Below are 24,572 nucleotides of genomic sequence, written 5' to 3'. Positions count from 1 at the left end.
GCAGTGGTGCGCGTGGGTGCCGGCGGCGCGCCTGTTAGGCGTCGGCCAGGCGCTCTGCGAGATAGCAGCCGAGCGGGTCGTCGCCATCGTACCCGCGACTGACCACGCCCGGCAGCGTCTCGACAAGGACGTATTCGATACGGCTATGCTCGAGGTAGTAGCAGGTCACGCCGGCAAAGCGGCTGCGGAAAAACTCCACCGCGTAGTCATCGGCAAGGCGCAGGTGGTGATCGTAGCCGAGGGCCGCCTCGAGCGCCCTGTAGGCCGCCGCACCAAGGCGCCGGCGGAAGGTCTCGGCGCTCACCGTCCGCGCCTGATCAACCATCGCCTCGACTGCCTCCGCCGTGAGCCCCACGCAGCGCCCAAGATACAGGTTGTGCATGCGGCCTCCCGGCGACATCCCGACTTTCTTTAATTATACGTTTATGAATTAGGAAGTCAAGTACCAGAGCAATCAATGGGTGTGAAGGCAGCCCACGGCCAGGCGCACAAGCGCATCACCCGCGGCCGGTTGCGTCGCGCCCGCTCGGCCGCGGCCATCTCGGCAAGCCAGGGGGCGATTGCCTGCGCCATTGCCGGATCGAGCTCCGCACCCGCGCCTCCCCTGCCTGGTCTCCTGTCCCGTCTCTCCGCCATAACCCTGCCTCCCTTACGCACTGCGCCAGTCTCGTGTGGTGAGCTCCAATCATAACAGATGGCAGCAACAGCCATGCGAGAACAAGAACCGCGCCGCTGCCCAACGCCCGGGTGGCGGCGCCCCCTGGCCGCCCCTGCTTCACGCATGCACGGATTCGTGACCGCGCGCACATTTTATTGAAACTTTATTATTGACGGATGCCGGCGCCACGGTATACTGCCCCCATGCCCAGGGCGCCAGCAGGTTGCCCCGGGCGCACACTCAACCACCGTGGAGGTGAGCACCATGTATGAATTCATCAATGACAGTGCGCTGAGCGCAGCCGAGATCGAAGCAGCCCTCGAGGCCGGTGTGCCCGTCAACCTGGTGCACGACACCCCCGAGCTTGCCTGACCGACCAATCGTCCTCACTTGCTGATTGGATCTTGGCCCGCCCTGGTGGCGGGCCTTTTCTTGTCCCGCACTCCCCGGGAAGGGGCAGATGCCCGCCCGCGCCTTGACTTTTTTATATATTTATGCTATATTATTTGTGAATGCGGGACTCCCGCGACAACCGGAGCACGCCGATGAGTGGCACCACCACGAATGACTTTGACGCCGACGCCTATCTCGCGATCAATCGCGCGGTGCGGCCCCACGCGAAGGATGTCATCCTCTCCACTGATGCGGTGCGAACGGTGGCTGATCTGGACCGGGTGGCCATTCACGGGCGCTGCCGCCTGATCCATGAGGCCGACACCTTCTTTGGCGGCGAGGAGTCGATGGACTTCGTCTCGCCGGTGCTCGAGAACCCGACCTGGCTTACCGTCGCCATCCAGGCGCAGGCGATGATCGAGTGCGTGGGTGATCGCCACCATGTGTTCCTGGAGGCGCTCCATGAGCATCCGGGCGCGACCGACATCGCCACCTACCGCTTCGTCATGGGCTCCTGACGGCGTCATTGGCTTTGGGGAGGTCGTGGGGGCGTTCGTGAGGTCCCTGAAGCCGGTCTGCGGACTTCTCCATGGGCCAGTCCGAGCAGGCAGTAACGCCGGGCGTGCGCTCGCCAGAGGACTGGCCCGCCCGGTGCGCACTACGTTGTCGAGGCAAGCCATGCCTCTGCGTCCAGTGCCGCCATGCAGCCCGTGGCCGCCGAGGTGATCGCCTGGCGGTAGACCTGATCCATCACGTCGCCGGCGGCGAACACGCCCGGCACGCTGGTGGCGGTCGCATTGCCGGCCAGTCCGCTGCGCACCTGGATGTAGCCACCCGCCATCTCCAGCTGCCCCTCGAAGAGGCCGGTATTGGGCGTGTGGCCGATGGCAATGAAGACGCCTGTGACGTCGAGGTCGCGCGTCCCGCCACCGGTGCCCGCGGCAAGGCGCGCGCCGGTGACGCCACTCTCATCGCCGAGCACCTCGGTGAGCGCGTGGTTCCAGATGATGCTGATCCTGCCGGCCGCCACCCTGTCCATCAGCTGATCCTGGAGGATCTTCTCCGCGCGCAGGCGCCCGCGCCGGTGGACCAGTGTAACGTGCGCGGCGATGTTCGACAGGTACAGCGCCTCCTCCACCGCCGTGTTGCCGCCGCCGATCACCGCCACCCGCTGGCCCCGATAGAAGAACCCATCGCAGGTCGCGCAGGCGGAGACCCCCCGGCCCATGAACGCCTCCTCCGAGGGCAGCCCGAGATAGCGGGCGCTCGCCCCGGTGGCGATGATGAGCGCATCACAGGTGTAGGTGGCCTGGTCGCCCGCCAGGCGGAAGGGGCGCGCCGAGAGGTCGGCTGTGTGGATATGATCGACCATGATCTCGGTGCCAAAGCGCTCGGCGTGGGCGCGCATGCGCTCCATGAGCGCCGGGCCCTGCAGCCCCGCGGCGTCGCCCGGCCAGTTCTCGACCTCGGTGGTGGTGGTGAGCTGGCCACCGAGCTGCAGCCCGCTCACCATCACCGGGGAGAGGTTCGCGCGGGCGGCGTAGACGGCGGCGGTGTAGCCGGCCGGCCCCGAGCCGAGTATCAGTAGCCGCTGGTGGCGGAGTGTGTCCATGGTTCTGCTCCTTCCCTGGTTGGTGCACGCCGCAACCCCGCGCTCGCGCCCGATTGCGGGCGCAGATCAGCGCCGAGTGCGCGCATCATGAGTGCACCAGTATACCACGCCTCGCGCGCGCCATCCCATCGCAACGGCACAGTGCTTGCGCGCCCAGCTCAGCAGTTTTAATTTCATCTTAATAAATAAAACTGTCCGCACTGCGGGCCACCACGAGTGAGGCGATCATGCGCATCCGGCTTACCGCACTAACGCTGGCGATGGCACTGCCCATCCTCTCGACACAGGCCCTGGTCGAGAGCACCGAGGCCTATCGCCTGACGGTGCCCTTCAAGGGCCTGAGTGCCTCCGTAAGCCCCGCGCCTGACGCGCCGCCCGCTGCGCCCACCGAGGCCGAGGTCTGCGCGGGCATCGCCATTGGCGAGAGCTGTGTGCTCGAGGGGGAGACGGTCTTCTACGCCGGGAGTGTGGACGCCCGCCGTGTCTATTTTGCCGATGCAGCGCAGGCCGACTGGCTACAGTGGCAGCAATACCCCGACGAGCTCTCTGGCACGAACAGCTTCAGCGACGGAATCGCCAACACCGACGCGATTGTCGCCTCCGGGCTTGGCAACCCCCAGGCGGCCCTCGCCTGCCGGGCGCGCGGCGAGCGCTGGTTCCTGCCGGCACTCTTCGAGCTCCAGCTTCTCTCAAGCCCCGCCTTCGCGGGCAGCGGCAGCGCGCTTGCCACTTCGCCCGATGCGCACTGGACCTCGACGCAGTACTCGAGCAGCCCGACCGAGGCGCTCTCCACCGCCCCTGCCGGTGGCTCAACGCAGCCGACCTGGAAGGCCCATCACATGCCCGTCCACTGCGCACGCCACGCCCCGTAGGGTGATCGACCTGACGCGCCGCCCCGGGCGTTCACCGCCGGGGCGCTCGCAACCGCCCTGCCAGGTTCGACCCAATGGCGCGGCTCGCCGCTGAACGCCTGATCCACGCCCGCCAACATGCCAGCGCTGCCCGAGGCACTGCAACGCAACCAGGATTGACTTTATTTAAGTTTTATTATATAATACCCATCTGGTCATTGATGAGGTAACGCCATGTCACGCGTCGACCCGAAGGTGCTGCAAAGCCTGCGCGCGGATCTCAAGTCCATCGTCAACTACAACATCGAGGGCGAGTACGACGACTTCCTCGAGAACTTCGGCGCTGTTGTCGCGCGCGCTGGCGTCGAGGCGGCCGACCTTGATGCCGCGAAGGAGACACTTGATCGCAGGCTCGATCTCGCAGGACCCCAGCACACCGCCAGTCAGATGTGTGTGGACGCAGCCCGCGCCCTTGCGCGGATCAGCGACGGGCATATCTACTGCGCGCTGGTTCGCATCCAGGACGCCTGCCTCTAGGCGGCGTCCTGCGACACGGGCCTCGGCGTTTTTAGTAAAATGGAAATTAAACCAACAGGGAGCCACGCCATGACAGACCCCGTCTTTCCAGATCGTATCGATCCCGTGCGCACCGTCGAGGGTAAGCGCGCCCTGAAGGCGCTTGCCGACGACGTGCTCGAGGCGGTGGGCGAGCAGATGCTTGCCGCCGGTGAGGCCGGACACTACCGCATTGGCAACATCGATTTCGGCGAGCACATGACGGGGCGGTTCATCACCCTGTGGCACCCCGACAACAAGGGCCTGGGCGTGCTGGCCGCGATCGAGACGTCCGAGCCGGACGGGCTTGGGGACAAGGTGACCTGCTACCTCCAGCACCGCTTCGCCAAGCCCAGCCTGGTGCGCGCCGAGCCCGACAAGCGCCACATCCTGGTCCACATCGCCGGCAGCGCGCGCTTTCTCGACAAGCCGAGTGTGGAGGCGATTCGCACCGAGGCGCGCCGGATGCTCGAGCGCCACCCGCGCATGGATCTCGAGAGCACCTGCGCGCCCTGACGGGCAAGCACCGGACAGGCCCAGCGGCGTCGCCCGAATCAGGCCGCGCCAGGCTGCCAGCCCCTAACCAGCAGGCACCCAACAACCACAAGAGGAGTCAGCACCATGGCCAAGGACTATCGGAATAACTTCGGCGAGCTTGCCTACAACGACGCCAACAAGCAGCGCTTCCTGCGCGAGACCCGCGCGCTGCTGCGCCGTGTCGCAGCCCGCCTCACCGCCTCCGGCGTCGCCGCGGAAGCGAGCGTGCGGGTCAACAAGGGCGGCATCGCCGTTGGCGGCGACGTCTATCTCGATGTCGCGCTGCCGGGCGGACAGAGCGGGGTGCTGCTCACCGTCACCCACGCCAGCTTCTCCCCCCGCCGCCCCGATGGCGTGGTCGCCTACGCGCAGTTCCGCGGCGCCGAGCGCCATCGCGCGCTGTCGCGCTCGGCAAGGGGGCCCTGGCGTACCCGCATCATCGGCAGCAACGTGACCCCGCGGGAGATCGATGAGGACACCCTGGTGAGCTGCTGTGCGGAGATGCTCCGCCTCCACCCCGAGCGCCACGTCGCCTGCGAGGCCGAGGCGTGTGCGGCGCCAGCGCCCTAGCGGCTCGCCGCAGCGCCCAGAGGGTCCGCGGGCACCGCCGCGGGCCTTTTCCAATTGACTTATTATTTAATTTGTAGTATATTAATAAAACAGTCGGCGGCAACAGGTCGCCAGACACACACAAGGAGCCATCCCATGGCCATGAACTGGAAGCGCGCCGGGCGCGGCGTCGAGGTCCTCGAGGGCCTGCCCGAGCACATTCGTATCGATCTTCGCAGTGACGTGAACGGCAACGCCGTCTCCCGTCTCATCAATCGCAAGAGCAGCCTGCCGCGGGAGCCCCAGCGCGAGGTGCGGGGGACGCTGCACTCCGTGCGCAGGACCGCCGAGTGCTGGACCGAGAACCTCCCCGCCTGAGGCGGGCGCCGCTGCGACGGGGCCATGAACACCATGCGCCTGTGCTGCTACCATCACAGTGCGCCACCGGAGTAGGGCTATGCACGACGACAACCCACAGCAGTCCGCCGAACACCTTCGCGCGTGCCTGGTCGAATCACTGACCCGGGCGATGGTTGCGGAGCTACGCGCCTCTGGCGAGCAGCTGTACGCCTTTGCGCGCGAAGGCTTCGCGGGGTGTGACAATCTTGATGCCGCCGAGCTGGTCGAGATGCTCTTTGATCGCGGACTACACAGGACGACCACCGACCCCGTGCTTCGCAAGGCGCTCGGCCCGCAGAGGGGCCCACGGCTGTCGGTCAGCACCGAGGATGCAATGCGTGAGCGGCTGCTGCTCGCCCTTGGCGATCCGGACACGCTCGAGGATGCGCGCCACCGCGTGATTTCGGCGCTTGATTTTGACTCCCGCTATGTGGTGCTCGACCACGCAGGAGGCTTCGGGGCCGGTGCGGCGGAGAGCACCTTTATCGGCTCCCTGCGCCTTCAGTGCCGCCGTGACGGACGGCGGCTCACCGCGCAGCTTGACGCCGCGTTTGTGCCCGGCAGTGCTTCGCTCCAAAGCCTTCGCGCCGTCGAGATTGACGAGCGCGGCAGGCACCTCGGCCCGATTGAGTCCCCCGAGTGGCACCCTGGCAACGGAGCGCCACCCCGTGGCACCACTTCACATCGCAGACAGCCACCCGGTGGAGACCCCGAGCCATGAGTGACTGGACACTGGAGCGACTCTCGCGTGCCAATGCGGCCGTGCTTGAGCACAGCAAGGAGGTCGTGCTTCGCGAGGGCGATCTCGAACACCTGATCGTCTGGATCGAGCCTGCCGCCATCGGCTCGATGCTCGCCCTCGCCTTCCCGGTGCCCGCCGGGGACGACGATCGCACGAAGCTCGGACTGATGCTCCGGGCGCTCTGCCGGGAGGCCGGAACGCCTGCCGCCTCCGTCTCGATGTCTGCCTGGCAGTCGACCAGCCCCGACTACATCGCAAGCGGCGGGCGGCCCTCCGATGACCCCGATCGCGCGGAGGTGCTGGTGGTCAGCACCGAGCACACGACGCTTGGCACGCATACCCGCAGCGTGCTGATGCACCGCGACCCGCAGAACTGGCATGACGTGCGCTTCGGCGCCGTGACTGACATGCCGCCAGACGGTATCAGCGGGAACGTCCAGGGGCGCTTCCAGGGGCTACTCACCGACCACAGCGTGCCCCTCGATGATGAGATCAAAGCCTGGGCGAAAAAGGCGCTGGCAGCGCTGATCGCCGAATACCATCGATCGAGCGAGGCGCAGCCCGATGACGCCGGGCCGGGGCTGCACTGAGACACCCCCACGGCCGCAACAGCGAGGAGTCGATACCCACATGTCGAGCGAAGCGCGATTGATCGCCGGGCAGGACCCGGTGGCCATGATCGATGACGGTGCGCCGATCCCCGGCGCCTGCCCGGCCTGCCCCTTCAACGAGGGGCGCAACCAGGACGCCACCGAGGCGCAGACCCATGGCTGCCTGCCAAGCGAGGGGGAGATCCGCGCGCTCTATCGCGACGGCGAGGTCTGGGCCTGCCACGAGCGACCACACCGGACTTGTCACGGCTTGCGCCATCACGCCCGCACCCACGGCCTGCCCGCCCCGGGGCGCCCGACCCTTGGCGAGCGCGGCGAGATCCACCATGGCGACTGAGTGGTCGCTCGAGGCTGCGCGGCGCTTTGTCATCGGGCACGCCGCGGGCCCTGGCGATGCCGGCCTTGCTGCGCGCATCAATCGCACCGTGCAGACCCGCGGGGCGAGCGGGAGCGACCTTGATCTGAGGTAATTATTTTGTTTTCCAAAATCAATGGACGCCCGAGGATCGCCTTCCTTTGGCAGCAGTAACCCTCGCCTCGGCACTGATTCTCACCGGCTGCATCTCGGAGATCGGCACCGAGAGCGCGTCCTGCGAGCACGAGATCGAGGAGATCACCTTTACCGTTGACTAACCGCCCTGCCTGGCCGTGGCGCGCGCCGTGCACTAGCGCGGGCGCCACTGCACGGCGGCGAAGATGGCGCCGGTGATAAAGAGCGTCTGGCCGATGGTGAGAAGCTGGAGATTTGCCACCATCACGTTCTCGCCGAGTGTTGGATCGCCAAGCAGCACGCCACCGGCAATCATCTGAATGATGCCCAGGACACCCAGGAGCACGCCGCCGCGCTCACGCGGGGCGGGGGCGAGCCGTCGCCGCGGCCCGCCACCTGCGATCGGCGCAATGGGTTCGTCGCCAAACTCCATCTCCGGCTCCATGCGTGCGCGCAGGTCGGCCTCGCTCGCCGGCTCAACCCCAAGCACCTGGTCGTCATCGACCCCGGCCACCTTCAGATGAAAGGCCTTCAGCGCCTTCTCGCGGTTGTTGGCAACCACGAAGGCCGTGTCAATCCCGTCCCCATTGCTGTACTCGACCTTGTACTGCCTCATGCGCGCGCTCCTCGTTGCTGGTAGGGTCGAGCACAGCATAGCGCAGGACAGCAGCAGGCGTCATGGCACGCCCCGCGAAGCAGTGTCGCCATCGCGCCACCCCCATACAACTCATCACTTCTGATAAGTTATCTGCGAAGGCCTCGTCGCAACACTGTCACCTAACAAAAAACGATAACCAGACCCTCAAGGGCTATGATATATTTTATAAAAATAAAAATAATATGGAGTCGTACATGGCAAGCCTCCTTGAGCCGAATTTGAAGGTCATTAGCAACTCGCTTGATAAGGCGCGCATGGGGATTGACAGCTTTCAGCGCGAATATACATGGCAGCGCAAGCACATGGTCGACCTCATCAATGATCTGACCTCCTATTTTCTTGACGCATTCAGCCCATCCCATGCCCCGCGGGATGTCGAGAATTACCCGTTCTATCCCCTGGGTGATATCTACACCTACAAAAAGGGGTCTGTCAGCATGATCGTTGACGGACAGCAGCGACTGACGAGCCTCACGCTGCTCCTGACGTACCTGCACCACCGCCAGCAGGCGCTTGCGCGTCCGGACTACGAGGTCGTCGACCTCCTGCCCTATGTCTACTCACCGAAATTCGGCGAGAAGATGCTCAACATTGACTGCCCGGATCGCAACGACACCGTCCTCGATCTCCTTGAGAATGGCCGCGGCACGCGTGCGCCGCGCAATCCCTGCTCGAAGAACCTGCTGGATCGCTACGCAGACATCGAGGACGTTTTCCCGGACGAGATCACGGGCGACGCCCTGTTCTACTTCTGCACCTGGCTGGTCGAGCGGGTGGGATACATCGAGGTCAGCGTCGACTCCCCCCAGGCTGCCTACATGGTCTTCGAGATGAAGAACGACCGTGGACAAAGCCTCGACATGAGCGATCTGCTGAAAGCCGCGATCATCCCCCAGATCAGCTCGGAGGAAGAGCAGCGGCGCGTGGATGCGACCTGGAAGGGCATTTCCCGCAGCCTGCGAGAGAGCGCGCGCGACGGGTTTACCGCCTTCTGCAAGGACTGGTTCCGCGGCTGCTATGCACAGACCATCAAGAACGGCGGCGGGACGCGTACGGCCGACTACGAGCGGGTCGCCATGGAGTGTCATCGCTGGCTCAAGGACAACCACGCGCTCCTGGGCCTTCGCTCCTCGCATGACTACGCCCGCTTCGTCACCCGCGACATGCGCTTTTATGCCAGCGCCATGATCAGGATCCAGAACGCCGCAGAACTGCCGCGCAAGGGACTCGAGTCAATCTACTACCTCCACGACCGCAAATTCTCGCTCTACCCCCAGGCGCTGCTCGCCCCCCTTGTCCCTGGCGACAGCGATGAGACCGTCACCCAGAAGCTCGCACTGGTGGCCGACTACCTGGACATCTGGCATGCGCGGCGCACCTGGTGCGGGCAGAAGATGACCGAGAACGCCAACCGGGCAGCGATCTTTACGCTCGTGCGCGATATTCGCGGCCTTGCCGTCGAGCCCCTCTCGCTTGCGCTCAGAAAGCGCCTCGACAGCATGACCGAGTCCTTCGCGAGAAACCCCCGCCTGCGCCTGCGCGCGCCGACCAACTACCGCTGCATCAAGCACATTCTCGCGCGCCTCGCGCACTGGGTTGACCAGGAGAGCGGACAGCCCTCGTCCTTCCCGGACCTGGTGCTCAGCCGTCGCGGCACCGGCAAGACCCGGGCCTTCGAGATCGAGCATGTGTGGCACAATGACCACGGCGCGTTTGCGAACCACTTCGAGCATGAGCATGATTTCGATGACATGCGCAACCGCATCGGCGGACTCGTCCTGCTCCAGCGTGGCGTCAACCAGAGCCTTGGCGACAAGACCTATGAAGAGAAGCGTGCCGGCTACCTGGTGCACAGCCAGAACCTCTTGACCCAGAGCCTTCACCCGCACGCCTACGACAGCAACCCCGGCTTCATGCGCCTGATCCGCGAGACCGGCCTCCCCTTCCGGGCGATGCCATCCATCGGGCCCGAGGAGATCGCCGAGCGTACCGCGCTCTACGTGCGCATTGCCGAATGGGTCTGGAACCCCTCGCGCCTTGACCTCGATGGTCTCAAGGCGCCTGCGCCGATGCCGCTCGCAGAGCTCTCCGGGCAAGTCGATGACGTGCCGCGCGATGACGAACGCGGGGCGCTTCGCCTGCAGTTCTGGGGCGCGCTGCTTGAGTCCGCCGCGCGCATCTCGCCGCTCCACGCAGCGGCGAGCCCCGGCCGCCTGGGCTCCGTGCAGGTTAATCGCGATGGGCTTTGCTGGCGCTACTCCGTCAGCAATGACGAGACCAAGGCGGCGCTTAGCCTTGAGGCGCTCGAGGCATCCATTGGCGCGGAGATTTTCGATGCGCTGCTCGCAGAGCGCGCGGTGATCGAAGCCGAGTTCGGCGGGGCGCTGGCGTGGTTGCGCCCTGGCGACAAGGGCGGCCCGCGCATCGAGCACTCAACCCCCGGTGGGCTCGCTGATGGCACGACATGGACGGGCGCCATCAGTGGCTCCGTCGCGGCCATGACCCGGCTGCACGCAATCTTGCTCCAGCGGATCGAGGCTCTCCCCATCGCACGGCGAGCGTCGCAGAGTCGTCTGGCCGCGGGCGACCCCGGGCCCTGGTGCCTGTCAACACGCTCAGGTATTCGCGCAACCGGACACCTCAGCGAAGACGGGTTCGTTGTTAAGTCAGGCTCCCGCGCCCGGGCCGTGGCAAGCCCATCGCTGGCCGAGGCCTACCAGACTCTGCGCTCGAGGCTCCTCGAGAGTGGTGTTCTCGAGGCGTCACCAGGGGGGCTGGTCTTTCGAAGCGACCATGAGTTCTCGTCCCCGAGCGCGGCCGCCTCTGTGCTCTCCGGCAACAACGTCAATGGGCTCAATGTCTGGCGGCGCAACGACGGCAGCGCTCTGCGCGACCACCTGATCGAGGCGTGAGCCGATTACCACGCCTATTCGGCTCACGCCATGAGCCGAATAGGGGCGCCTTCGAGACCACCCGGGCAATGATCAGCAAAGCTTCCAGCGCGCGCTTGCACCTGCACTAGATCGCACGTACGGTGCGATTGATCTGCCCGTCGCCGCCAAGGGATCTGTCGCCACGTGGTGCAACTTGTCCTCTACGATCGCGATGTCGCCCGCGCCGAGCGCACCGCTGCGGTGCTGCGCTTTACCGGCCACGAGGTGGCCTGTGCCCATGCCCCTGACACCGCGCTGCCCCTGATCACCGGCACCACCCCCGCGCTCGCCCTGGTGACCCTGGAGGCGGCCAACGACCCGGCCACCTCCGTGATCCACGCCTGCGATACGGCAAGCCCCGCGATCCCGGCACTGGCACTCGCCCCACCGGGCGGGACGCCGCCGCCCAGGGCCTCCATGCCAGCCTGCTACCTCGGCACCCTCGAGCTGCCCTTGCGCCAGGCGGAGCTCGAAGCCGCCCTCACCCAGGCGCTCGCCCGCAACGCCCGCTCGCGGGCGCGCAAGCAGGCGAGGGACTCAGGCGCCGTGCGCCTCGCCGGCCAGAGCACATCGATGCGCGCGGTGCGCCAGCTGATCGGCCAGGTCGCGGCCTCCGGGGCGAGCGTGCTGATCCTCGGCGAGTCGGGCACCGGCAAGGAGGTCGTCGCCCGCGCCATCCACGCGGCAAGCCCCCGGTCCGAGGGGGCGTTCGTGCCGATCAACTGTGGCGCGATCCCCGCCGAACTCCTCGAAAGCGAGCTCTTCGGCCACGAGAAGGGGGCGTTTACCGGCGCGCTCAATGCCCGCCAGGGGCGCTTTGAGCTCGCCCAGGGCGGCACGATCTTCCTCGATGAGATCGGCGACATGAGCCTCAACATGCAGGTCAAGCTCCTGCGCGTGCTCCAGGAGCGGGTGTTCGAGCGCGTTGGCAGCAACCGCTCCATCCGCGCCGATGTGCGCATCCTCGCCGCCACCCATCGCGATCTCGAGGCGCGCATCCGTGAGGGGCTCTTCCGCGAGGACCTCTTCTACCGCCTGAATGTCTTCCCGATCCACATGCCGGCGCTGCGCGAGCGCACGGGCGACATTCCCGAGCTCGTCGATGAGCTTGGCGCGCGCCTTGAGGCGGCCGGCCGCGCCTCCGTGCACTTCACCCCCCAGGCGCTCTCCGCCCTCGCCGCCCACGCCTGGCCAGGCAACGTGCGCGAGCTTGCCAACCTGATCGAGCGCATGGCGATCATCAAGCCATTCGGGCGCATCACCCTGGAAGACCTTCCCGCCCGCTACCAGGGCGCAAAACCTGGCAATCCCGAGGAGGTCCAGCGCGAGCTGCCAGCGCACACACCCGTTGCGCCACTTGAGCGCGCACCGGTCCCCGGACAGATCGCCGTCAACTGGTCGGATGGCGGCGTCGATCTCAGGGAGTTGATCGCCGGGCTCGAGGAGTCGCTGATCCGCCAGGCGCTTGAGAGCGCCGATGGGGTCGTTGCCCGCGCCGCCGAGCGCCTCGGCCTTCGCCGCACCACCCTGGTGGAGAAGCTCAGGAAGTACGGTATCGAGCGCGACTAGAGCGCGTCAGGGTGCCTCGTGGCCACGCCGATGTGCAATAGGCGACTCCCGCTCGCCCGGGTCCACCACGGAGTCCTGAAGCCAGCCGCCGAGCCCGCTGCGGGATCGGCGCGGCTGGCTCAGTCCGACTGGTCGCCTAGCGAGCCGGGATCGGCGCCGATCTCGCCTGGGCGCAAAAGCTCACTGTCCCGCCGCACAGATCGAGCGCTGCCCGCCACCGATCAAACCGGGCAGCGCGGCCCCGGTCGGGTATGCCATGATTGACTTTTACATTATTTTAATGTATATTAATTAAACAGTCGCCACACCCGCCCCCCTCGGCTATACTGCCGCGACGCATGACAGGAGATCACCCCATGAGCACGATGAAACCCCTCTTCTTCCGCGTCGGTGTCGTCCGCGCACTGGTCGAGCACGCCCAGTCCGCATCGCTCCACTCGCCGACCTTCGCGCAGTCCTATGAGGGCGAGTACCTGAAGCCAGGCGTTGATCTCATGCAGGCCGATGGCACGCGGCGCTTCCCCAAGGCCGATGACATTGACCTCGGCCGCGTCCCCGCCGGGCTCCACCTGGTGGGTGACTCCGGCGTCTACCTCATGAGTAATGGCGAGCCGCGCCAGCTGGTCGCGCCGGGCTCCAAGGAGTCGCTCTGCGCCTACGCGGTGGGGATCGACCCGGAGGCCTTCGACTTCGACGGCTGGTGGGAGCGCAAGCGCGAAGTCTTCGGCGGCGATGATGGTGTTGAGTTTCTGCCGCTCGATAACCTGGAGGCGCTCCTCAAAGGGGCCTCCGATGACGACTACATCACCATCATGATGAACCCGGAGTCGTTCCGGCTGCACAGCGAGACGCTGCCCCGCGGCGCCGTGGTCGCCGCGCTTGCCGAGTTCTACCCGGATCTCCACGCGCAGCTAAAGCCCCAGCGTTTCCGCGTGCTTGAGCGCTCGGATCGCGAGGCGGGCGCTTCACCCGACCCGGGGCTCCACTAGCCGGTGTAGCGCCGCGCCTCCGCGCGCAGCCGCTCCTCCAGCGACACCGGGTCGAAATCATCGCGCGCACCCGCGTCCAGGCGCCGCTCCAGTTCCGCGCCGACCCGGACACTCAGCCACTCCAGCCAGTCAGTCGGGTAGGCGCGGCGATTGGCAAAGGGTGGCCCCTTTGGGAGCGCCTTTCTGGGAATGGCCTCGCCAGCCGCCACGCGCTCCTCGCGCGCCACCTCGAAGACCTCGGGCCCGGGCATGCGCTCTGCGATCTCCTCGGCGCACGGCGCGCGACCAAGCGCCACCAGGTGCTCGGCCGCCGCGCGCCAGGCCGCCTCGTAGTCCTGCCGTTCACCGATGTAGTGGTGGCGCCCCGGCGTCTGGAAGGCCGGGTAGTGGTAGACGCGGCCATTGCGCTTGCGGGTCACCGCAAAGCCTGCCGAAATCCCCCGCACGCCCGTCACGGAGCGCTCAGAGGCGACCTGATCGGCGCCTGTGCGCTCGGCCATCGACGCATTGAGCCGCTTCACCCGCGCATCAAGGCGCTCCACGTAGGCCTCCAGACGCGCCTGCGCCTCCCGGGTGGGCGCGTATCTGGCAAACGCGTAGTAGCGCTGCCGCTGGCCTCTTTCAAGTGAGCGGTAGGACAGGCGAATGCCCTTGAAGCCCCCGGGATGGGGGTTGTTGTCATCGTAGACGGTAACCGACATGCGACCTCTCCCGCGCCTCCCCGCGCCTGACAAGCCTTTGTGCGGCAGTTTAGCCAAAAACCGGTGCCTGCGGCCAATGCGGTCGTTGACCCGGGGAGAGGCGGGCGCGAGGGATCAGGGGGCGGCGCGGTCCTCGCCGTGCGTGTCTCGACCGAGGTGGCGGTCGTGCACTTACCCCCCAAATGGGGGTGTCGGGTCAGCGCCAGCGCCCCTACGATCGAGTGCACGGACAGACAAAAGGGTGGGGTCTTGTGAGCGGACTGGAAAGAGGGCTGAAGGGTGTTGCCGGGGTGACCCTGTCGCTTGCACTTGCCGGGTGTATTGGCGGTGGCGGTGGCGGTAGCAGCGGCGGTGGCAGCGGCGGTGGCAGCGGCGGCAATACGGGCGGGCCTGGCAGCGAAACCGTGATGCTCCAGCTCACCGAGCGGCAGCGCTTCGATGATGGTGGGCTACTCGACCAGGAGCCGGATTTGTCCGGCGACAATGCGCTCCTTGCGGGCGAGCTCCTGCTCCATGGTCGGTTTGGCAACCCCTACAGTTTCCTGGCGTATTACCCCATCGTCGGCATCGAGCATTGCGCACGACTGTGTGTCCGTGCTCGGCGTCGGCGAGCCCGCGCTCACGGGCCGCACCGACGCAACACGCATCGAGGACTTCCACGTCCGTCTTGAGGACTGCGGACCCGGCATCCTACCCTGGATCGATCAGCCGGGGGCGTCGCTCAACGGTGAAGCCTCCACCCGCATCGTCGAATACACGGGTTTGCACAGCGGAGTACCTCGAACCGGGATGCGGTTTATTTATGACGCCTCCCTCATTGCACGTGTCAATGACGAGGTGGTCTTTTATTTCGATGCGCGCTTCACCGATGATACAGGCGAGGGGGGCGTGAATTTCGGTCCCTTTGCCAACTCCGAGCACCGCGACATCACGGACCTGACCTACTTTTTCAACGGCGAGCTGCGCCGCTACTCGTTCATTGCTCAGGAAGTCATCTACCGTGACGATGGGCGCATCGACCTGGTGAGCTTCGGGCGTGCCGCATCAAGCAGAATCGGCGGCTCGCTGTATCTCATCGACAGCAGGATCATTGTCGATCTCGTGCCGGATTCGGAGCGCGACTTCCCCTGCGGGGGAGACGGCTTTCTTGAGGCAACGACGCCTGGCGGCAACCTGTACGGGCTCTACTTCGGTCCGCAGACACTGATCGGCGGTGTTGCGGTTTCAACCGAGGTCGCAAGCAGCGTCCAGCAGACCTATGCCAGCTGCGAGGACTTCCGCGACGCGATGCGTGCCGCCGCCAACACGCAGTAGCCGCAAGCCCCCGCTCACCCCAGGGCGGACGAAGGCGTGCGGCGTACCGATCCGGGGCTAGCCCGGCCCCGGCACCCCGCGCTCGGCGCCTGCCCGGCAGGCAGCGTCGTTGCCAAGCGGACCCGCCCGCCCGGCCATGGGCTTGAGCTCCTCCGGCGGCAGGTCGATCATCTGCGGCGCGATCTCCTCGATGCGACCCCGGGCGAGCAGCGCCTCGAAGATGGCGGTATCGAGCTGCCGGTGGGATGCCCCCAGCGCCGCATTCAGTTCCGCCAGACGCCCCTTCTGCGCCTGCTCCGACTGATCATCATCGAAGCCCCAGGTGGGCTCCGGCGCGGCCCCTGAGAAGGGAACGATCCGCTCGGCTGCGAGCAGCAGGGGCGCCTCGCCAAGGTCCCCCGAGTAGCCAACACTGATCGCCCCGCCCGGCATGCGCCTGATCAGCGCGGCGGACAGCAGCGAGAGTCCCTCGCGGCCACTGAAATCGCAGATATGGGCCCACTCCTCATCGTCCAGGATCAGTCTGGCGAGCTCGGGCGGGAGTGTCACCTGCCGATCGGCGACTGCAAAGCCCGCCTCGGCGATCCGCTGCGCCGCAGCGCCGCTGCCACCCATCAGCTGCTCCCGCTCGGCGTCGGCGAAGACCGCGAGCAGGCTGCGATCGAAACGATACGGGCGCGCCAGGTAATCGCGCGCGAACTCCTCCATCGGGTCATAGTCCGGGTGGCAGCTCCAGTGCCCACAGGCCTCGGCCACCAGGCCCGTGATGCGGCGCAGATACCGGTGCGCCTCGCCGAGGCCTTCACGCGGCCCCTGCGGCTGTCTTGGCAGTGAGCGCGGCTGATCGACCCGGACCCCGTCCAGGCCACCAAGCACGGCGCGCACCCGGCTCTCCAAGGCGCCCCGCGCGCAGAGGACGATCGGCGCGTTGCCCGCATCGACGCTGACATCCCCAGCCTGGATTTCGGCAGCAAGACGCTCGGCGATGTGCTCGCTGATCGACTGCCGGTGTTGCTCGATCAGAGCCGAGTGCTCAAGGCGCTTGAGGAGCCCCAGGTGCACCGTGTCCACATGGAACACCGCGCACTCCCCCTCAGGGGCGTGGCTTGCCGGGCCGTCCTTTGCAAGCGCACGGCCGAGCGCGGCGGTGCGCGTCATCAGCATCCGGTCGAGCTGCCGGCTGATGCGCCTGGCATGGCGCTCGGCGGCCGGATCGTGCGCCTTGCCATCATCGCCGAGCCAGCCCGCTCGGGGAAGCGGCGAGGGCAGGATCACGCCCAGATACCAGGCGGTGATCGCCTGGCTGAATGCGATCCGGATGTCCTGGGTCATTTCGTCAAAACGCATCGATACCCCCTGCCTGGCACTGGCGTCCCAGGATGATTAATTTCACAATATTATATCATGCAGGCGCCGAGCCGCGGCCCGCGGCAGGCCCGCGACGCTCACGCAGATGCTCGATCGCCCGGTCCGGGTCGGCCTCTCGCCAGTCCGGCCAGTCGCGCGCCTCGTTGCGGGCAAGCTTCCAGTTCAGCGCTCCAGCCACCGCACCCGGTTTGTGCCCGGCGGCAAGCGCACCACAGAGCGCGTGCCGCGCGCCGGAGACCCAGGCCGGGCGGTCGCCTGCGGCCGCCGCCTCCAGGCGCTGGGCGATCTCCTCAAGACGACGGCGTGCACCGGGCTCTTCAAGCTCCGCCGCGTCGACGCCTGCAACCGTGAGGTAGGTGACCAGATCCCGGGAGGCGGCCATGCCGCCCGCGCCGAGGAGCAGTAGAACCTCGGCTGCGCTTAGTCCGGCGCGCCAGGCGCCATCCAGAAACAGCAGCGCGAGGTCGATCCACTCCACCAGGTCATCGGGCGCATCCGCCACCTCGATGATCTCCTTTCGGATGTGATCGACAAGCCCCCGGGTTCTCGCCCCGGGACCGAAGGTCTCCTCGGAGAACGCCCGCTGGCGCTCAAGGTGTGCTGCAAAATCGTAGGTGCGAAGTGTCGGCATCGTTGCTGACTCACTCATGCGCGCCCTGCCCTCCCGGCCCTTCCACTCTGGCCCACCACCCGGCAGGTGGTAGGCCCATCCACTGGCCTGCGACTCAGGCCACCACGCTCGCGTCGACCAGGCTCCAGCGCTCGTCATCAAAGTCACCGCTGCCATCGGCACAGACGCTCAGGCACTCCCCGAACTCGTTGCCAAGCACGCCCGCCACCTCGTCGCGCAGCGCCTCAGCAGTCCGTTCGGTCTCCGCAGAGACCTCGATCACGATACGCACGGTCCGTCTGGTCATGCTCACCTCACCGCCGCCCACCTGCGCCGCCGGGTGGCGGTGGTGGGCTGGCTCAATCTTTATTTAATTATACACTAATGAATACCTAAGTCAATCTTCTAATTTGTTGAATAATAAATAATACGGGTCGCCATTCTGACCGTAAGGCACCTTGCTATCGCAGGCGGATGAGATCCTCACGTACCCAGCCCGCGCGGGCGCCGGCGCGCACCGCATGCCAGCGATAGCCATCATTGGCGAGGCGGGTCTCCTGCACGAGCAGCTCCTCGCCGCGCTCGGCACTGCCTGCCACCGGATGATCGCTACCCGCAAGCACCCTTGCTCGCTGCGCGCTCCAGGAGCACGAACCCGACCCCGGCAATGCGCCTGCCTTTGGCATTCCCACTCTCAATCTCCTCCGGCGAGGCCATCGCCTGGCCTGCGAGTGCGAGCAGAAAACCGTTCAGCGACAGCTCGGCCAGCCAGACGAGGGCACATCACCGGCTCACAGGGTAAGCCACGCCTGCGGGTCCCGGCCGCTGCCCCGGGGTGCTTCGTAACAGCCGCTCAATCGCTTTTGCGTCTCGATGTAGTCCCGCGCCGCCCTGTGATCATCGCCAAAGCGCGGCCGGGTCAGCTGGCGGCACTCGGTGGCAAGCGCCGCGCCGAGGCGATCGCGCTTTCTGGTGTAGAGCACGTAGAGCAGCAGCCCGGCGGCGGAGAGGACCAGGCTCTCAGGGCCTGCCTCACTCGCGATCACCGCAAGCACCAGCATGCCGACGCCAAAGAGCGTCCAGGAGATGGTGTGCTGGGTGCGCAGCCTGTCGGCGTATTCGACATGGCGCCCGATCAGCGCTCGCATGGCGGGATCTGGCCGTGACTCGGTCGTCTCGGACATGTCCGTCTGCCTCCTCTCTTCAACTCACTGGCGCTCCACAGGCTAACGCGCAGCGGCGCCCAGCGCCAAGCCTGCCCGCGCCAGTCGTCGCCGTGCGCGGCGCTCAGTCGCCGATGTTCAGCCCGATGAAATACAGCACGGCAAGCGCGCAAAGGCAGGTGAAGACGACGATCTCCACTGAGCGCGGACTGAGCGGCCCGTCCTCCTCGCCGTACCAGAGCCTGAACGCGCCAGCCACCACCAGTCCGATCAGCATGAGCCGCACCATGGCGAGGAACACCAGTCCCCAGAACGCCGCCATGCTCTCAGCGGGCGTCTCTGCAGTCCAAAAGTAGGCGCCCATGAACAGGATGGGGCTCAGATACAGGCCGAACCATGGCGTCCAGAGGCTCACTCTGCCCAGACGACGTTGCTGCCAGTCCGCGATGGCAAAGAGTGGCGCCCAGATCATCGCATGGATCAGCACCGGCGGCAGGTAGCGCGAGGCGAGCGACGGACTGGTCAACTCGACCACGCGTGCGGGAGCAATGGCGAGCAAAAGCCAGGTGGTCACAAGCAGGGCGAGCAGCGCGAGCGCCTGGCCGGGCCACGACATCATGAACTGCGCGAACGAAGTGCGGGTCGAACCTGCACCGGCGGCGCCCTCACCGCCAGCCGCACCATCCCCTGCCGAGGGACGGTCGGGTACCGGGATCTCGCTCAGCAGCACGCTGAAGCGCCTCGCGGCCCCGCCGGTCAGCGCATAGGACGCGGCCCCGGCGAGTGTAGAGCGCGAGACGCCATTGGCGAGCGCCTCGCGCAGCCGGTGGCGCACCCACACCCGCGAGCGCCCCGCCGCGACCCCATCCATGAGCTCGCGCAGACACTCCTCAAGAAACGCCTGCCTGGCTGCCTCCTGATCACGCTCCTGGCCCATCCTCTCTCCCCCCTGGTTCGTTGAGGACCACGCGCGGCGCCCCCCGGCGTGCTCTCACAGTAAAGCATTTCGTGCGCGCAGGCTGATCACGCTGCCGCCCACACCGGCCTCTGCGTGTGTCACGCCAGAGCCTAGCCGATCGGCGTGATGCCGAGGCGGACGAGATAATTGACGGCCAGCGCGCCCACCCCGGTGCCAGCCACGACCAGGAGCCCCCGCGCCTCGCGAAGCTTCGGGTGCAGGCTCACCAGGAAGGCCGGCAGGCCCCCGATGAGCCCCCCCAAGGGCGGCCAGACCAAGCGCGCCGCCCACGACAGCGCCCCAGGTCTCGGCGAAGCTATTGTGCGGCACTTCCGCGAGTGTCGCATAGGCAACCGCAAGCAACACCGGGCTTAGCAGCAGGCCAAGCGCCCCTGGCCAGTCGCTCGCCTCGCCGTGCCTGTTGCGCTGCCAGGCCGCAATGCCAAGCAGCGGGGCCCAGAGCAGGACATGGTAGACGATCGGAATCACATAACGCTCGAAGAACGTCGGGTCCGTGTAGAAGGTGATTGCCGGCGGGCGGTGTGCCGGCAGCATGTGAATCAGGGCCAGGACAGCCAGCAGCATGACAGCCTGCCCGGGCAGAGAGATCAGCCAGCCGCTCAGGACCGGCTCATCAATGCTCGGCTTCGTGGTGGCGGGCTCATCGACAGCGCCCACCGGTGCGTCAGGGGCCTCGCGGGTGGCTGGCGAGGGCTCTGGCGTCGCGGTCCTGCGCATGGAAACAGACTCCTGGAGCAGCGCCCGCAGGCGCGCCACTGCCTTGTCCTCAAGGGCATAGCTCGCCGCACCGAGGACGCCGTCCGCACTCATGCCAAGTGACAGGATCTCATCGATCCTGCGCCGCGCCCAGGTCTCCGAGCGTCCCGCGCGCACCCCGTCGAGGAGCTCCCGCAGGCACTCCTGGCGGAGCGCCTCATCCGTTGCTGCCTGCCCCTGTCGATCGCCCATTCACACCCCCCTGATGTCTTGTCCGGGCACGATAGCCGCTTTTGGGCTGCCCCGTCACCCGCGCGTCTCGTCCGGATTGCCCCGCGCCCGGGGTCAGTCACCCACCCCGGGCGGTCGCACCGGCAGGATGCTTTGATGGCGGATGGGGTCTCCGTTTTTCATGTCGGCCAGCACATCGAGCACCCGCTCTGGCATGTCGTAGGCACCTGCCGCCTGGTAGAGCTCTGCGGCCATGTGGCGGAGATCCGCCTGCGCGCCGGGGCCAACCCCGCGGCCCGTGATTTCGCCATTGCCGGGCGCCTCGGCAAGCAACCCATTAAGGCTCTCGGCAGCCGCCTGGCAGGCGCGCCCACGCACCTGGCTGTCGAGTGCACGCATCGCGCAAAGCGCCACGCCCTCACCCCGCAGTGCCTCGGCACAGGCGCGGATCGAGCGCCCTGGCAACCTGCCCCCGCGATCCTGGCACGCAAGCCCCACGGCCTCGTCGATGAGCGCCTGGAGCACCGGGGAGCCCCGATGGCGTGCCACGCCCGGCGTGCCGCCCACGCGATCACGCAGGGCGAGCAGGTGCGCCATCAACTCTTGTGTCACCACGATCCCGCTCATGCCCCCTCCACTGAGAATCCCCACTGTGCCGGGCAGAAGTCGGCCACGGTGCCGTTTGAGAGGTGCAGCAGCAGGCTCTCGCCGTCGCCGCTATTGTCGACATCGAGCACGCTGAGGTACTCCGCCTGCGCGTGCGCTTTAATGACGCGCACCTCGCGGAGGATCGCCTCAAGCGTCGCCTGGCGCTGCTCGGCCTGCCGCGCCCAGTCTTCACCGCCGGTCTCCCCCACCTCGCGCTCGTTGGCGTCGAGCTGCATGCACTCAAGAAGGTGGGTGAGCTGCGCGTGGGCGTCCTCGTTCATGGTCATGGTCATGGGGTTCTCCCGAATTCCCAGGGGTGGTAGATAACGTCGACGCCGTAGTGGGCGTAAAGCCGGTGGAAGTCCGCATCCCAGCGCACGGCTGGCAGGCTGCTGTCCAGAAGCACCGCGTAGCTCCGGCGGCAGCGCGTGCAGTGAAGGCGCTGTGCCTGGTCGGTGAGCGCCTGGGCAAGGCGAAAGCGGTGGCCGACAACCGCACAAGTGATCTCCCTTAACATGCCGGGGGCTCCCTGGTCGCGACAACCGCCTGCGCTGCCCGCAGGGCAAGGGCGGCGGCCTCAGAGCCTGGTACCAGGTGATGCTCGATCATCTCCCGCAGCGCATCGGCCACCTCGACTGTCGCCGCGCGCAGCCGCACGAGCTCCTCAAGCGCCGCCTCACCGGCCTGCACCCGGCTTGCCGCCCACTGCGGCTCCCGGGCGACCATCTGGCTGATGCTGCAATCCCGGCCCGCACTATCCTGGTAGACTTTCGCGGTATTCATGGCGTGACTCCCGTATTGGGTTCAAACAGGTCGCGGCGGCGGTACTCGCGGGTGCCAATGGCACTGCCGCTCCCGGAGCTGCTCCGGAATTGCCGCACGCCGACTGCATCAAGGACAATCTCCAGGGCCGCGAGCGGCGGCACCGCGCCGGCGGCGCTCACCTGACGCCACTCCGGTCTTTTTGTCGGCAGAGCACCTTGCCGTCACAATCGAGCTCGTAGCGATAGCCATCGCCGGCCCTGGCGTCGATGAACCGCGAGCGCGCCTGCGCCTGCTGAGCCTCGGGCAAATCGGCAAAGCGCAGCCTTCGCGCCATCGGACACCCCCTGGGGTCAGCAATTCTGGGCATGACTGCTTTTCAGATATAATTATTATACAGTTTATATATTAAACGTCAAGTGGCCTGACCCGCCACGAACAGGGCCCGTCCTCCGCCGCGCGGCACGCCTCGCGCAAGTCACCCCCATTTGGGGGTGGTCGCGCGCGCCGGACCGTGCCTAGTATCTAGAGACACGGCAAACAACAACAAGACTGACGGGTGGGTGATGGACAGAGACGAGGCGGGCTATCGGCGAGCAGGGGGCGGCAGCGGTCGCCTGCGAGCCATTCAGACACTGAACACCCAGAGGACGAGCCAATGAGATCCGCCTTTCGCCTGCCAATACGCATCGCGCCCCTTCTCCTCGCGGCGACACTCATCGCCCCGGCGAGCCATTCGGCTGCAAATCAGGGCTTTGCCTATTGCAAGATGAGCTACTCCGGCGTTGCTTATTACTCTGCCATCTTCGAGCACGATCGCTCTACCTACCGCGCCCCCTCCATGATACTCCACTTCGGCGACCACGTCCGGGCGCGCTATGACAACGCCGGCCGCTCTCTGGTGTCGGGGCCAGACTGCTATCAGACCTTCCGCTCGTACGGAGAAGCCGAGTCAAACAAGAACAGCAGCATGACCCACGACCGGCGATTGCGCTGGGATTCGGTTCTCACCGGATGGCGATGGCAGGGGCGCTGACCGCGCCGCACGCCGACGCCCCAGCCACCACCTCGAGGTGACCCATGTCCGCACGACACCGATTCAAAACTCTGATCGGATCTGCCGCCGCCGCGCTTCTGCTCGCCGGCTGCCTGGACGAGGGGGGTGGTGGCGGCAGTGGGGATGGCTCATCGTCTTTCGTTGACGACATACTCGACGTTGTCGATGACGTCACCGAGTCGCTCCCCGAGTGCCGCAGGGCGGGCACAGGGACCGTCACCTTCTACGTCTCCTACCGCACGAGCGCTGTTGTCCAGATGAACCTGGACGGGGTCGGCCCCAACTTCACCAACCACGTCTTCCCATCGCCCAACCCCGGGCCGAGCTGTGGCTCGAACGCGCTTGGCGCGATGACCTATGCGGACATCCCGGCCCAGCGCCACACCTACACCGCGCGCACGCAGCAGCTGATGAACAACATCAACTGGGAGGGGAGCGTTCGGGTACGGGCCTGCGAGTGCGTGCGCGTGGAACTGGAAGGCCCCAACTAGCATGGCCATACGCTCTCGGCGCCTGCTTCCCGCGATCGCCCTGGTCGCGGCCATCGCCAGCACCGCACCCTGGCTGTGGCAGTCCGCCCCGCTCACGCAGAACACGACAGGTGCCGAGCGCCCGCACGCCGCCCCGCTCGCCATCGCCGACGACCCCCCTGCCGCGCCTGCGCCTCGGCTGCCTGTGGACGCGCGGTCGCAAGCCGGCCACCCGTCACACGCGGCTGCGACAGACCACGAGCGCTTCGCCTCACGCCTGCGCGAGACGCTCGCCGACCGGGATGTCTCGCTCGGGCGCGCGCACTTCCTGGCGCTACGATCGCCTCAGGCGTTCATCACACGCCTGGGGGAGCTGCGCGCATTCACCCCGGAGCCCGCGCTTTCGATTGCGCAAATCGAGCGCACGCAGCCCCACCGAGCGCCCTCGCCCTACACGCTTAGAGAGGCCGCACCGCAGGAGCTGCCGGGCGAGCAGGGCGCGGGCGGGCAGCGCGAGGCCGCGCACTTCGTGCTCGAACTCCCCGATCACGCCTACACCCCGGTCCTGGTGGTGCGCTGGATCGATCTCAACGAAGGCCGCGTTGCCCGCATCGAGATCATCGAGACCGATGGGCTTGGCGGCCCGCAGGCTTTCGTCAGCGCGCCAGGCGCCGGCGCTCCCGAGAGCCTCTACCACGTCGAGGTGCGCGATGGCGCGCGCGAGACACTGCCGCGCCTGGCAGGCCTTGCAGTGAGCGTTGGTGAGCACTTTCGCGTCGATGTGGTGGCCGGGCAGGCGCGCCCCTCCCACTAGCTTGCGATATCCGGCGGCAGGCGCTCGCCGCCCAGGCGTCGACGCCCCCCAACGCAGCGCCCTGTGAACGCGCGCTTCGCTGCGAATGGGCGCCCTACCAGCCCCTGTCTCTCGCAACCGGGTGCGAGGTATCCGCACCGGCGCCACGCGCCGATGGGGCACTGCCGCTCGACAACCATGGGGACGCGCTACCCGGCCAGGATCGCGCAACAA

General features: G+C 66.8%; 35 protein-coding genes. 18 read left to right on the top strand and 17 right to left on the bottom strand.

The genetic code is table 11. The features are described from left to right. Nucleotides 1–34: 34 nt before the first annotated feature. Nucleotides 35–382 (bottom strand): hypothetical protein, encoded by a 348-nt coding sequence (locus J2T57_RS07395; RefSeq protein ID WP_253476360.1) that lies wholly within the window; start codon nucleotides 380–382, stop codon nucleotides 35–37. A gap of 821 nt (nucleotides 383–1,203) precedes the next feature. Here J2T57_RS07395 and J2T57_RS07390 point away from each other — a divergent pair. Beyond that, the gene (locus J2T57_RS07390; protein WP_253476359.1) at nucleotides 1,204–1,569 is read left to right on the top strand and encodes a hypothetical protein; all 366 of its coding nucleotides are present in this window, start codon (nucleotides 1,204–1,206) and stop codon (nucleotides 1,567–1,569) included. A 140-nt stretch (nucleotides 1,570–1,709) separates the two neighbouring features. Here the strand turns inward: J2T57_RS07390 and trxB are convergent, their stop codons facing one another. Beyond that, entirely contained in the window at nucleotides 1,710–2,663 is a 954-nt protein-coding gene (gene trxB / locus J2T57_RS07385) for a thioredoxin-disulfide reductase (RefSeq protein ID WP_253476357.1), read from the bottom strand. Nucleotides 2,664–2,890: 227 nt separating this feature from the next. On the opposite strand from trxB, the gene J2T57_RS07380 reads away from it, so the two are divergent. The 9 genes from J2T57_RS07380 (at nucleotide 2,891) to J2T57_RS07340 (ending at nucleotide 7,377) form a co-directional block, all read left to right on the top strand. Further along, nucleotides 2,891–3,535 carry a hypothetical protein gene (locus tag J2T57_RS07380; RefSeq protein WP_253476355.1) on the top strand — a complete coding sequence of 215 codons (645 nt, stop codon included), beginning with the start codon at nucleotides 2,891–2,893 and terminating at the stop codon, nucleotides 3,533–3,535. A 213-nt stretch (nucleotides 3,536–3,748) separates the two neighbouring features. Further along, the gene (locus J2T57_RS07375; protein WP_253476353.1) at nucleotides 3,749–4,051 is read left to right on the top strand and encodes a hypothetical protein; all 303 of its coding nucleotides are present in this window, start codon (nucleotides 3,749–3,751) and stop codon (nucleotides 4,049–4,051) included. 69 nt (nucleotides 4,052–4,120) lie between these two features. Continuing rightward, nucleotides 4,121–4,585, top strand: a complete 465-nt coding sequence (locus J2T57_RS07370; RefSeq protein ID WP_253476351.1) for a hypothetical protein — start codon at nucleotides 4,121–4,123, stop codon at nucleotides 4,583–4,585. 105 nt (nucleotides 4,586–4,690) lie between these two features. After that, on the top strand, nucleotides 4,691–5,176 hold the full coding sequence (locus J2T57_RS07365) for a hypothetical protein (protein WP_253476349.1): 486 nt from the start codon (nucleotides 4,691–4,693) through the stop codon (nucleotides 5,174–5,176). 135 nt (nucleotides 5,177–5,311) lie between these two features. After that, nucleotides 5,312–5,533, top strand: a complete 222-nt coding sequence (locus J2T57_RS07360) for a hypothetical protein (protein WP_253476348.1) — start codon at nucleotides 5,312–5,314, stop codon at nucleotides 5,531–5,533. A gap of 79 nt (nucleotides 5,534–5,612) precedes the next feature. Then, complete coding sequence (locus tag J2T57_RS07355) at nucleotides 5,613–6,275, top strand: hypothetical protein (protein ID WP_253476346.1); 663 nt, start codon at nucleotides 5,613–5,615, stop codon at nucleotides 6,273–6,275. After that, nucleotides 6,272–6,886, top strand: a complete 615-nt coding sequence (locus J2T57_RS07350; protein ID WP_253476344.1) for a hypothetical protein — start codon at nucleotides 6,272–6,274, stop codon at nucleotides 6,884–6,886. The genes J2T57_RS07355 and J2T57_RS07350 overlap by 4 nt, the downstream gene beginning before the upstream one ends. Nucleotides 6,887–6,926: 40 nt before the next feature. After that, complete coding sequence (locus tag J2T57_RS07345) at nucleotides 6,927–7,244, top strand: hypothetical protein (RefSeq protein WP_253476342.1); 318 nt, start codon at nucleotides 6,927–6,929, stop codon at nucleotides 7,242–7,244. Then, nucleotides 7,234–7,377: a hypothetical protein gene (locus J2T57_RS07340; RefSeq protein ID WP_253476340.1), complete on the top strand. Its 144-nt coding sequence runs from the start codon at nucleotides 7,234–7,236 to the stop codon at nucleotides 7,375–7,377. Before J2T57_RS07345 ends, J2T57_RS07340 begins: the two co-directional genes overlap by 11 nt. A 195-nt stretch (nucleotides 7,378–7,572) precedes the next feature. Here J2T57_RS07340 and J2T57_RS07335 read toward each other — a convergent pair whose 3' ends face one another. Further along, nucleotides 7,573–8,013 carry a hypothetical protein gene (locus tag J2T57_RS07335; protein WP_253476339.1) on the bottom strand — a complete coding sequence of 147 codons (441 nt, stop codon included), beginning with the start codon at nucleotides 8,011–8,013 and terminating at the stop codon, nucleotides 7,573–7,575. 236 nt (nucleotides 8,014–8,249) lie between these two features. On the opposite strand from J2T57_RS07335, the gene J2T57_RS07330 reads away from it, so the two are divergent. The 3 genes from J2T57_RS07330 to J2T57_RS07320 all read left to right on the top strand — a co-directional run bounded on the left by J2T57_RS07330 (nucleotide 8,250) and on the right by J2T57_RS07320 (nucleotide 13,546). After that, complete coding sequence (locus J2T57_RS07330) at nucleotides 8,250–10,967, top strand: DUF4357 domain-containing protein (RefSeq protein WP_253476338.1); 2,718 nt, start codon at nucleotides 8,250–8,252, stop codon at nucleotides 10,965–10,967. Between the two features lie 165 nt (nucleotides 10,968–11,132). Continuing rightward, nucleotides 11,133–12,557, top strand: coding sequence for a sigma-54 dependent transcriptional regulator (locus J2T57_RS07325; RefSeq protein ID WP_253476337.1), 1,425 nt, complete (start codon nucleotides 11,133–11,135; stop codon nucleotides 12,555–12,557). Between the two features lie 356 nt (nucleotides 12,558–12,913). Next, a complete protein-coding gene (locus tag J2T57_RS07320) occupies nucleotides 12,914–13,546 on the top strand; it encodes a DUF3085 domain-containing protein (RefSeq protein WP_253476336.1) in 633 nt (210 codons plus the stop codon). Here J2T57_RS07320 and J2T57_RS07315 read toward each other — a convergent pair. Next, on the bottom strand, nucleotides 13,543–14,247 hold the full coding sequence (locus tag J2T57_RS07315; protein WP_253476335.1) for a hypothetical protein: 705 nt from the start codon (nucleotides 14,245–14,247) through the stop codon (nucleotides 13,543–13,545). The two genes, J2T57_RS07320 and J2T57_RS07315, sit on opposite strands and share 4 nt — an antisense overlap. Before the next feature lie 251 nt (nucleotides 14,248–14,498). On the opposite strand from J2T57_RS07315, the gene J2T57_RS07310 reads away from it, so the two are divergent. Further along, nucleotides 14,499–14,918, top strand: a complete 420-nt coding sequence (locus J2T57_RS07310) for a hypothetical protein (protein WP_253476334.1) — start codon at nucleotides 14,499–14,501, stop codon at nucleotides 14,916–14,918. Beyond that, nucleotides 14,842–15,561: a hypothetical protein gene (locus J2T57_RS07305; RefSeq protein ID WP_253476333.1), complete on the top strand. Its 720-nt coding sequence runs from the start codon at nucleotides 14,842–14,844 to the stop codon at nucleotides 15,559–15,561. Before J2T57_RS07310 ends, J2T57_RS07305 begins: the two co-directional genes overlap by 77 nt. A 57-nt stretch (nucleotides 15,562–15,618) precedes the next feature. Here J2T57_RS07305 and J2T57_RS07300 read toward each other — a convergent pair whose 3' ends face one another. The 13 genes from J2T57_RS07300 to J2T57_RS07240 all read right to left on the bottom strand — a co-directional run bounded on the left by J2T57_RS07300 (nucleotide 15,619) and on the right by J2T57_RS07240 (nucleotide 22,355). After that, on the bottom strand, nucleotides 15,619–16,908 hold the full coding sequence (locus J2T57_RS07300) for a hypothetical protein (RefSeq protein ID WP_253476332.1): 1,290 nt from the start codon (nucleotides 16,906–16,908) through the stop codon (nucleotides 15,619–15,621). Nucleotides 16,909–16,963: 55 nt separating this feature from the next. Further along, entirely contained in the window at nucleotides 16,964–17,578 is a 615-nt protein-coding gene (locus J2T57_RS07295; RefSeq protein WP_253476330.1) for a dATP/dGTP pyrophosphohydrolase domain-containing protein, read from the bottom strand. A gap of 76 nt (nucleotides 17,579–17,654) precedes the next feature. Next, nucleotides 17,655–17,846 (bottom strand): hypothetical protein, encoded by a 192-nt coding sequence (locus J2T57_RS07290; RefSeq protein ID WP_253476328.1) that lies wholly within the window; start codon nucleotides 17,844–17,846, stop codon nucleotides 17,655–17,657. 154 nt (nucleotides 17,847–18,000) lie between these two features. Then, nucleotides 18,001–18,231 (bottom strand): hypothetical protein, encoded by a 231-nt coding sequence (locus J2T57_RS07285; protein WP_253476326.1) that lies wholly within the window; start codon nucleotides 18,229–18,231, stop codon nucleotides 18,001–18,003. A 99-nt stretch (nucleotides 18,232–18,330) separates the two neighbouring features. Further along, nucleotides 18,331–18,723 carry a UbiA family prenyltransferase gene (locus J2T57_RS07280; RefSeq protein WP_253476324.1) on the bottom strand — a complete coding sequence of 131 codons (393 nt, stop codon included), beginning with the start codon at nucleotides 18,721–18,723 and terminating at the stop codon, nucleotides 18,331–18,333. Between the two features lie 103 nt (nucleotides 18,724–18,826). Further along, nucleotides 18,827–19,639 carry a hypothetical protein gene (locus tag J2T57_RS07275; protein ID WP_253476322.1) on the bottom strand — a complete coding sequence of 271 codons (813 nt, stop codon included), beginning with the start codon at nucleotides 19,637–19,639 and terminating at the stop codon, nucleotides 18,827–18,829. Between the two features lie 54 nt (nucleotides 19,640–19,693). Further along, entirely contained in the window at nucleotides 19,694–20,629 is a 936-nt protein-coding gene (locus tag J2T57_RS07270; protein ID WP_253476320.1) for a hypothetical protein, read from the bottom strand. 93 nt (nucleotides 20,630–20,722) lie between these two features. After that, the gene (locus tag J2T57_RS07265; RefSeq protein ID WP_253476318.1) at nucleotides 20,723–21,235 is read right to left on the bottom strand and encodes a hypothetical protein; all 513 of its coding nucleotides are present in this window, start codon (nucleotides 21,233–21,235) and stop codon (nucleotides 20,723–20,725) included. Then, nucleotides 21,232–21,549: a hypothetical protein gene (locus J2T57_RS07260; protein WP_253476316.1), complete on the bottom strand. Its 318-nt coding sequence runs from the start codon at nucleotides 21,547–21,549 to the stop codon at nucleotides 21,232–21,234. The genes J2T57_RS07265 and J2T57_RS07260 overlap by 4 nt, the downstream gene beginning before the upstream one ends. Then, nucleotides 21,546–21,773, bottom strand: a complete 228-nt coding sequence (locus J2T57_RS07255) for a hypothetical protein (RefSeq protein WP_253476315.1) — start codon at nucleotides 21,771–21,773, stop codon at nucleotides 21,546–21,548. Before J2T57_RS07255 ends, J2T57_RS07260 begins: the two co-directional genes overlap by 4 nt. Then, a complete protein-coding gene (locus J2T57_RS07250) occupies nucleotides 21,767–22,039 on the bottom strand; it encodes a hypothetical protein (RefSeq protein WP_253476313.1) in 273 nt (90 codons plus the stop codon). The genes J2T57_RS07255 and J2T57_RS07250 overlap by 7 nt, the downstream gene beginning before the upstream one ends. After that, nucleotides 22,036–22,200: a hypothetical protein gene (locus tag J2T57_RS07245; protein WP_253476311.1), complete on the bottom strand. Its 165-nt coding sequence runs from the start codon at nucleotides 22,198–22,200 to the stop codon at nucleotides 22,036–22,038. The genes J2T57_RS07250 and J2T57_RS07245 overlap by 4 nt, the downstream gene beginning before the upstream one ends. Further along, complete coding sequence (locus tag J2T57_RS07240; protein WP_253476309.1) at nucleotides 22,197–22,355, bottom strand: hypothetical protein; 159 nt, start codon at nucleotides 22,353–22,355, stop codon at nucleotides 22,197–22,199. Before J2T57_RS07240 ends, J2T57_RS07245 begins: the two co-directional genes overlap by 4 nt. A 321-nt stretch (nucleotides 22,356–22,676) precedes the next feature. Between J2T57_RS07240 and J2T57_RS07235 the strand changes: the two genes are divergently transcribed. From J2T57_RS07235 to J2T57_RS07225, 3 genes are read left to right on the top strand one after another with little or no spacing between them, the layout of a single operon-like run. Next, complete coding sequence (locus J2T57_RS07235; protein WP_253476307.1) at nucleotides 22,677–23,054, top strand: hypothetical protein; 378 nt, start codon at nucleotides 22,677–22,679, stop codon at nucleotides 23,052–23,054. A 44-nt stretch (nucleotides 23,055–23,098) separates the two neighbouring features. Then, nucleotides 23,099–23,566: a hypothetical protein gene (locus J2T57_RS07230; RefSeq protein WP_253476305.1), complete on the top strand. Its 468-nt coding sequence runs from the start codon at nucleotides 23,099–23,101 to the stop codon at nucleotides 23,564–23,566. Nucleotide 23,567: 1 nt separating this feature from the next. Then, complete coding sequence (locus tag J2T57_RS07225) at nucleotides 23,568–24,359, top strand: hypothetical protein (protein ID WP_253476304.1); 792 nt, start codon at nucleotides 23,568–23,570, stop codon at nucleotides 24,357–24,359. Nucleotides 24,360–24,572 lie beyond the last annotated feature (213 nt).

Origin of the sequence: Natronocella acetinitrilica (genome assembly GCF_024170285.1) — a bacterium.
GTDB lineage: Bacteria > Pseudomonadota > Gammaproteobacteria > Nitrococcales > Aquisalimonadaceae > Natronocella > Natronocella acetinitrilica.
Note: the sequence above shows the minus strand (reverse complement) of the source record. Positions and strands in the feature narration are given on the sequence as shown.

Coding starts and splice junctions, on each gene's coding strand:
- J2T57_RS07340 (WP_253476340.1), top strand. CDS start 7,234: ATGGCGACTGAGTGGTCGCTCGAGGCTGCGCGGCGCTTTGTCATCGGG.
- J2T57_RS07230 (WP_253476305.1), top strand. CDS start 23,099: ATGTCCGCACGACACCGATTCAAAACTCTGATCGGATCTGCCGCCGCC.
- J2T57_RS07360 (WP_253476348.1), top strand. CDS start 5,312: ATGGCCATGAACTGGAAGCGCGCCGGGCGCGGCGTCGAGGTCCTCGAG.
- J2T57_RS07225 (WP_253476304.1), top strand. CDS start 23,568: ATGGCCATACGCTCTCGGCGCCTGCTTCCCGCGATCGCCCTGGTCGCG.
- J2T57_RS07390 (WP_253476359.1), top strand. CDS start 1,204: ATGAGTGGCACCACCACGAATGACTTTGACGCCGACGCCTATCTCGCG.
- J2T57_RS07300 (WP_253476332.1), bottom strand. CDS start 16,908: ATGCGTTTTGACGAAATGACCCAGGACATCCGGATCGCATTCAGCCAG.
- J2T57_RS07365 (WP_253476349.1), top strand. CDS start 4,691: ATGGCCAAGGACTATCGGAATAACTTCGGCGAGCTTGCCTACAACGAC.
- J2T57_RS07280 (WP_253476324.1), bottom strand. CDS start 18,723: ATGTCCGAGACGACCGAGTCACGGCCAGATCCCGCCATGCGAGCGCTG.
- J2T57_RS07255 (WP_253476315.1), bottom strand. CDS start 21,773: ATGTTAAGGGAGATCACTTGTGCGGTTGTCGGCCACCGCTTTCGCCTT.
- J2T57_RS07260 (WP_253476316.1), bottom strand. CDS start 21,549: ATGACCATGACCATGAACGAGGACGCCCACGCGCAGCTCACCCACCTT.
- J2T57_RS07270 (WP_253476320.1), bottom strand. CDS start 20,629: ATGGGCGATCGACAGGGGCAGGCAGCAACGGATGAGGCGCTCCGCCAG.
- J2T57_RS07330 (WP_253476338.1), top strand. CDS start 8,250: ATGGCAAGCCTCCTTGAGCCGAATTTGAAGGTCATTAGCAACTCGCTT.
- J2T57_RS07320 (WP_253476336.1), top strand. CDS start 12,914: ATGAGCACGATGAAACCCCTCTTCTTCCGCGTCGGTGTCGTCCGCGCA.
- J2T57_RS07315 (WP_253476335.1), bottom strand. CDS start 14,247: ATGTCGGTTACCGTCTACGATGACAACAACCCCCATCCCGGGGGCTTC.
- J2T57_RS07345 (WP_253476342.1), top strand. CDS start 6,927: ATGTCGAGCGAAGCGCGATTGATCGCCGGGCAGGACCCGGTGGCCATG.
- J2T57_RS07335 (WP_253476339.1), bottom strand. CDS start 8,013: ATGAGGCAGTACAAGGTCGAGTACAGCAATGGGGACGGGATTGACACG.
- J2T57_RS07235 (WP_253476307.1), top strand. CDS start 22,677: ATGAGATCCGCCTTTCGCCTGCCAATACGCATCGCGCCCCTTCTCCTC.
- J2T57_RS07295 (WP_253476330.1), bottom strand. CDS start 17,578: ATGAGTGAGTCAGCAACGATGCCGACACTTCGCACCTACGATTTTGCA.
- J2T57_RS07275 (WP_253476322.1), bottom strand. CDS start 19,639: ATGGGCCAGGAGCGTGATCAGGAGGCAGCCAGGCAGGCGTTTCTTGAG.
- J2T57_RS07265 (WP_253476318.1), bottom strand. CDS start 21,235: ATGAGCGGGATCGTGGTGACACAAGAGTTGATGGCGCACCTGCTCGCC.
- trxB (WP_253476357.1), bottom strand. CDS start 2,663: ATGGACACACTCCGCCACCAGCGGCTACTGATACTCGGCTCGGGGCCG.
- J2T57_RS07240 (WP_253476309.1), bottom strand. CDS start 22,355: ATGGCGCGAAGGCTGCGCTTTGCCGATTTGCCCGAGGCTCAGCAGGCG.
- J2T57_RS07250 (WP_253476313.1), bottom strand. CDS start 22,039: ATGAATACCGCGAAAGTCTACCAGGATAGTGCGGGCCGGGATTGCAGC.
- J2T57_RS07395 (WP_253476360.1), bottom strand. CDS start 382: ATGCACAACCTGTATCTTGGGCGCTGCGTGGGGCTCACGGCGGAGGCA.
- J2T57_RS07355 (WP_253476346.1), top strand. CDS start 5,613: ATGCACGACGACAACCCACAGCAGTCCGCCGAACACCTTCGCGCGTGC.
- J2T57_RS07350 (WP_253476344.1), top strand. CDS start 6,272: ATGAGTGACTGGACACTGGAGCGACTCTCGCGTGCCAATGCGGCCGTG.
- J2T57_RS07290 (WP_253476328.1), bottom strand. CDS start 17,846: ATGACCAGACGGACCGTGCGTATCGTGATCGAGGTCTCTGCGGAGACC.
- J2T57_RS07375 (WP_253476353.1), top strand. CDS start 3,749: ATGTCACGCGTCGACCCGAAGGTGCTGCAAAGCCTGCGCGCGGATCTC.
- J2T57_RS07380 (WP_253476355.1), top strand. CDS start 2,891: ATGCGCATCCGGCTTACCGCACTAACGCTGGCGATGGCACTGCCCATC.
- J2T57_RS07370 (WP_253476351.1), top strand. CDS start 4,121: ATGACAGACCCCGTCTTTCCAGATCGTATCGATCCCGTGCGCACCGTC.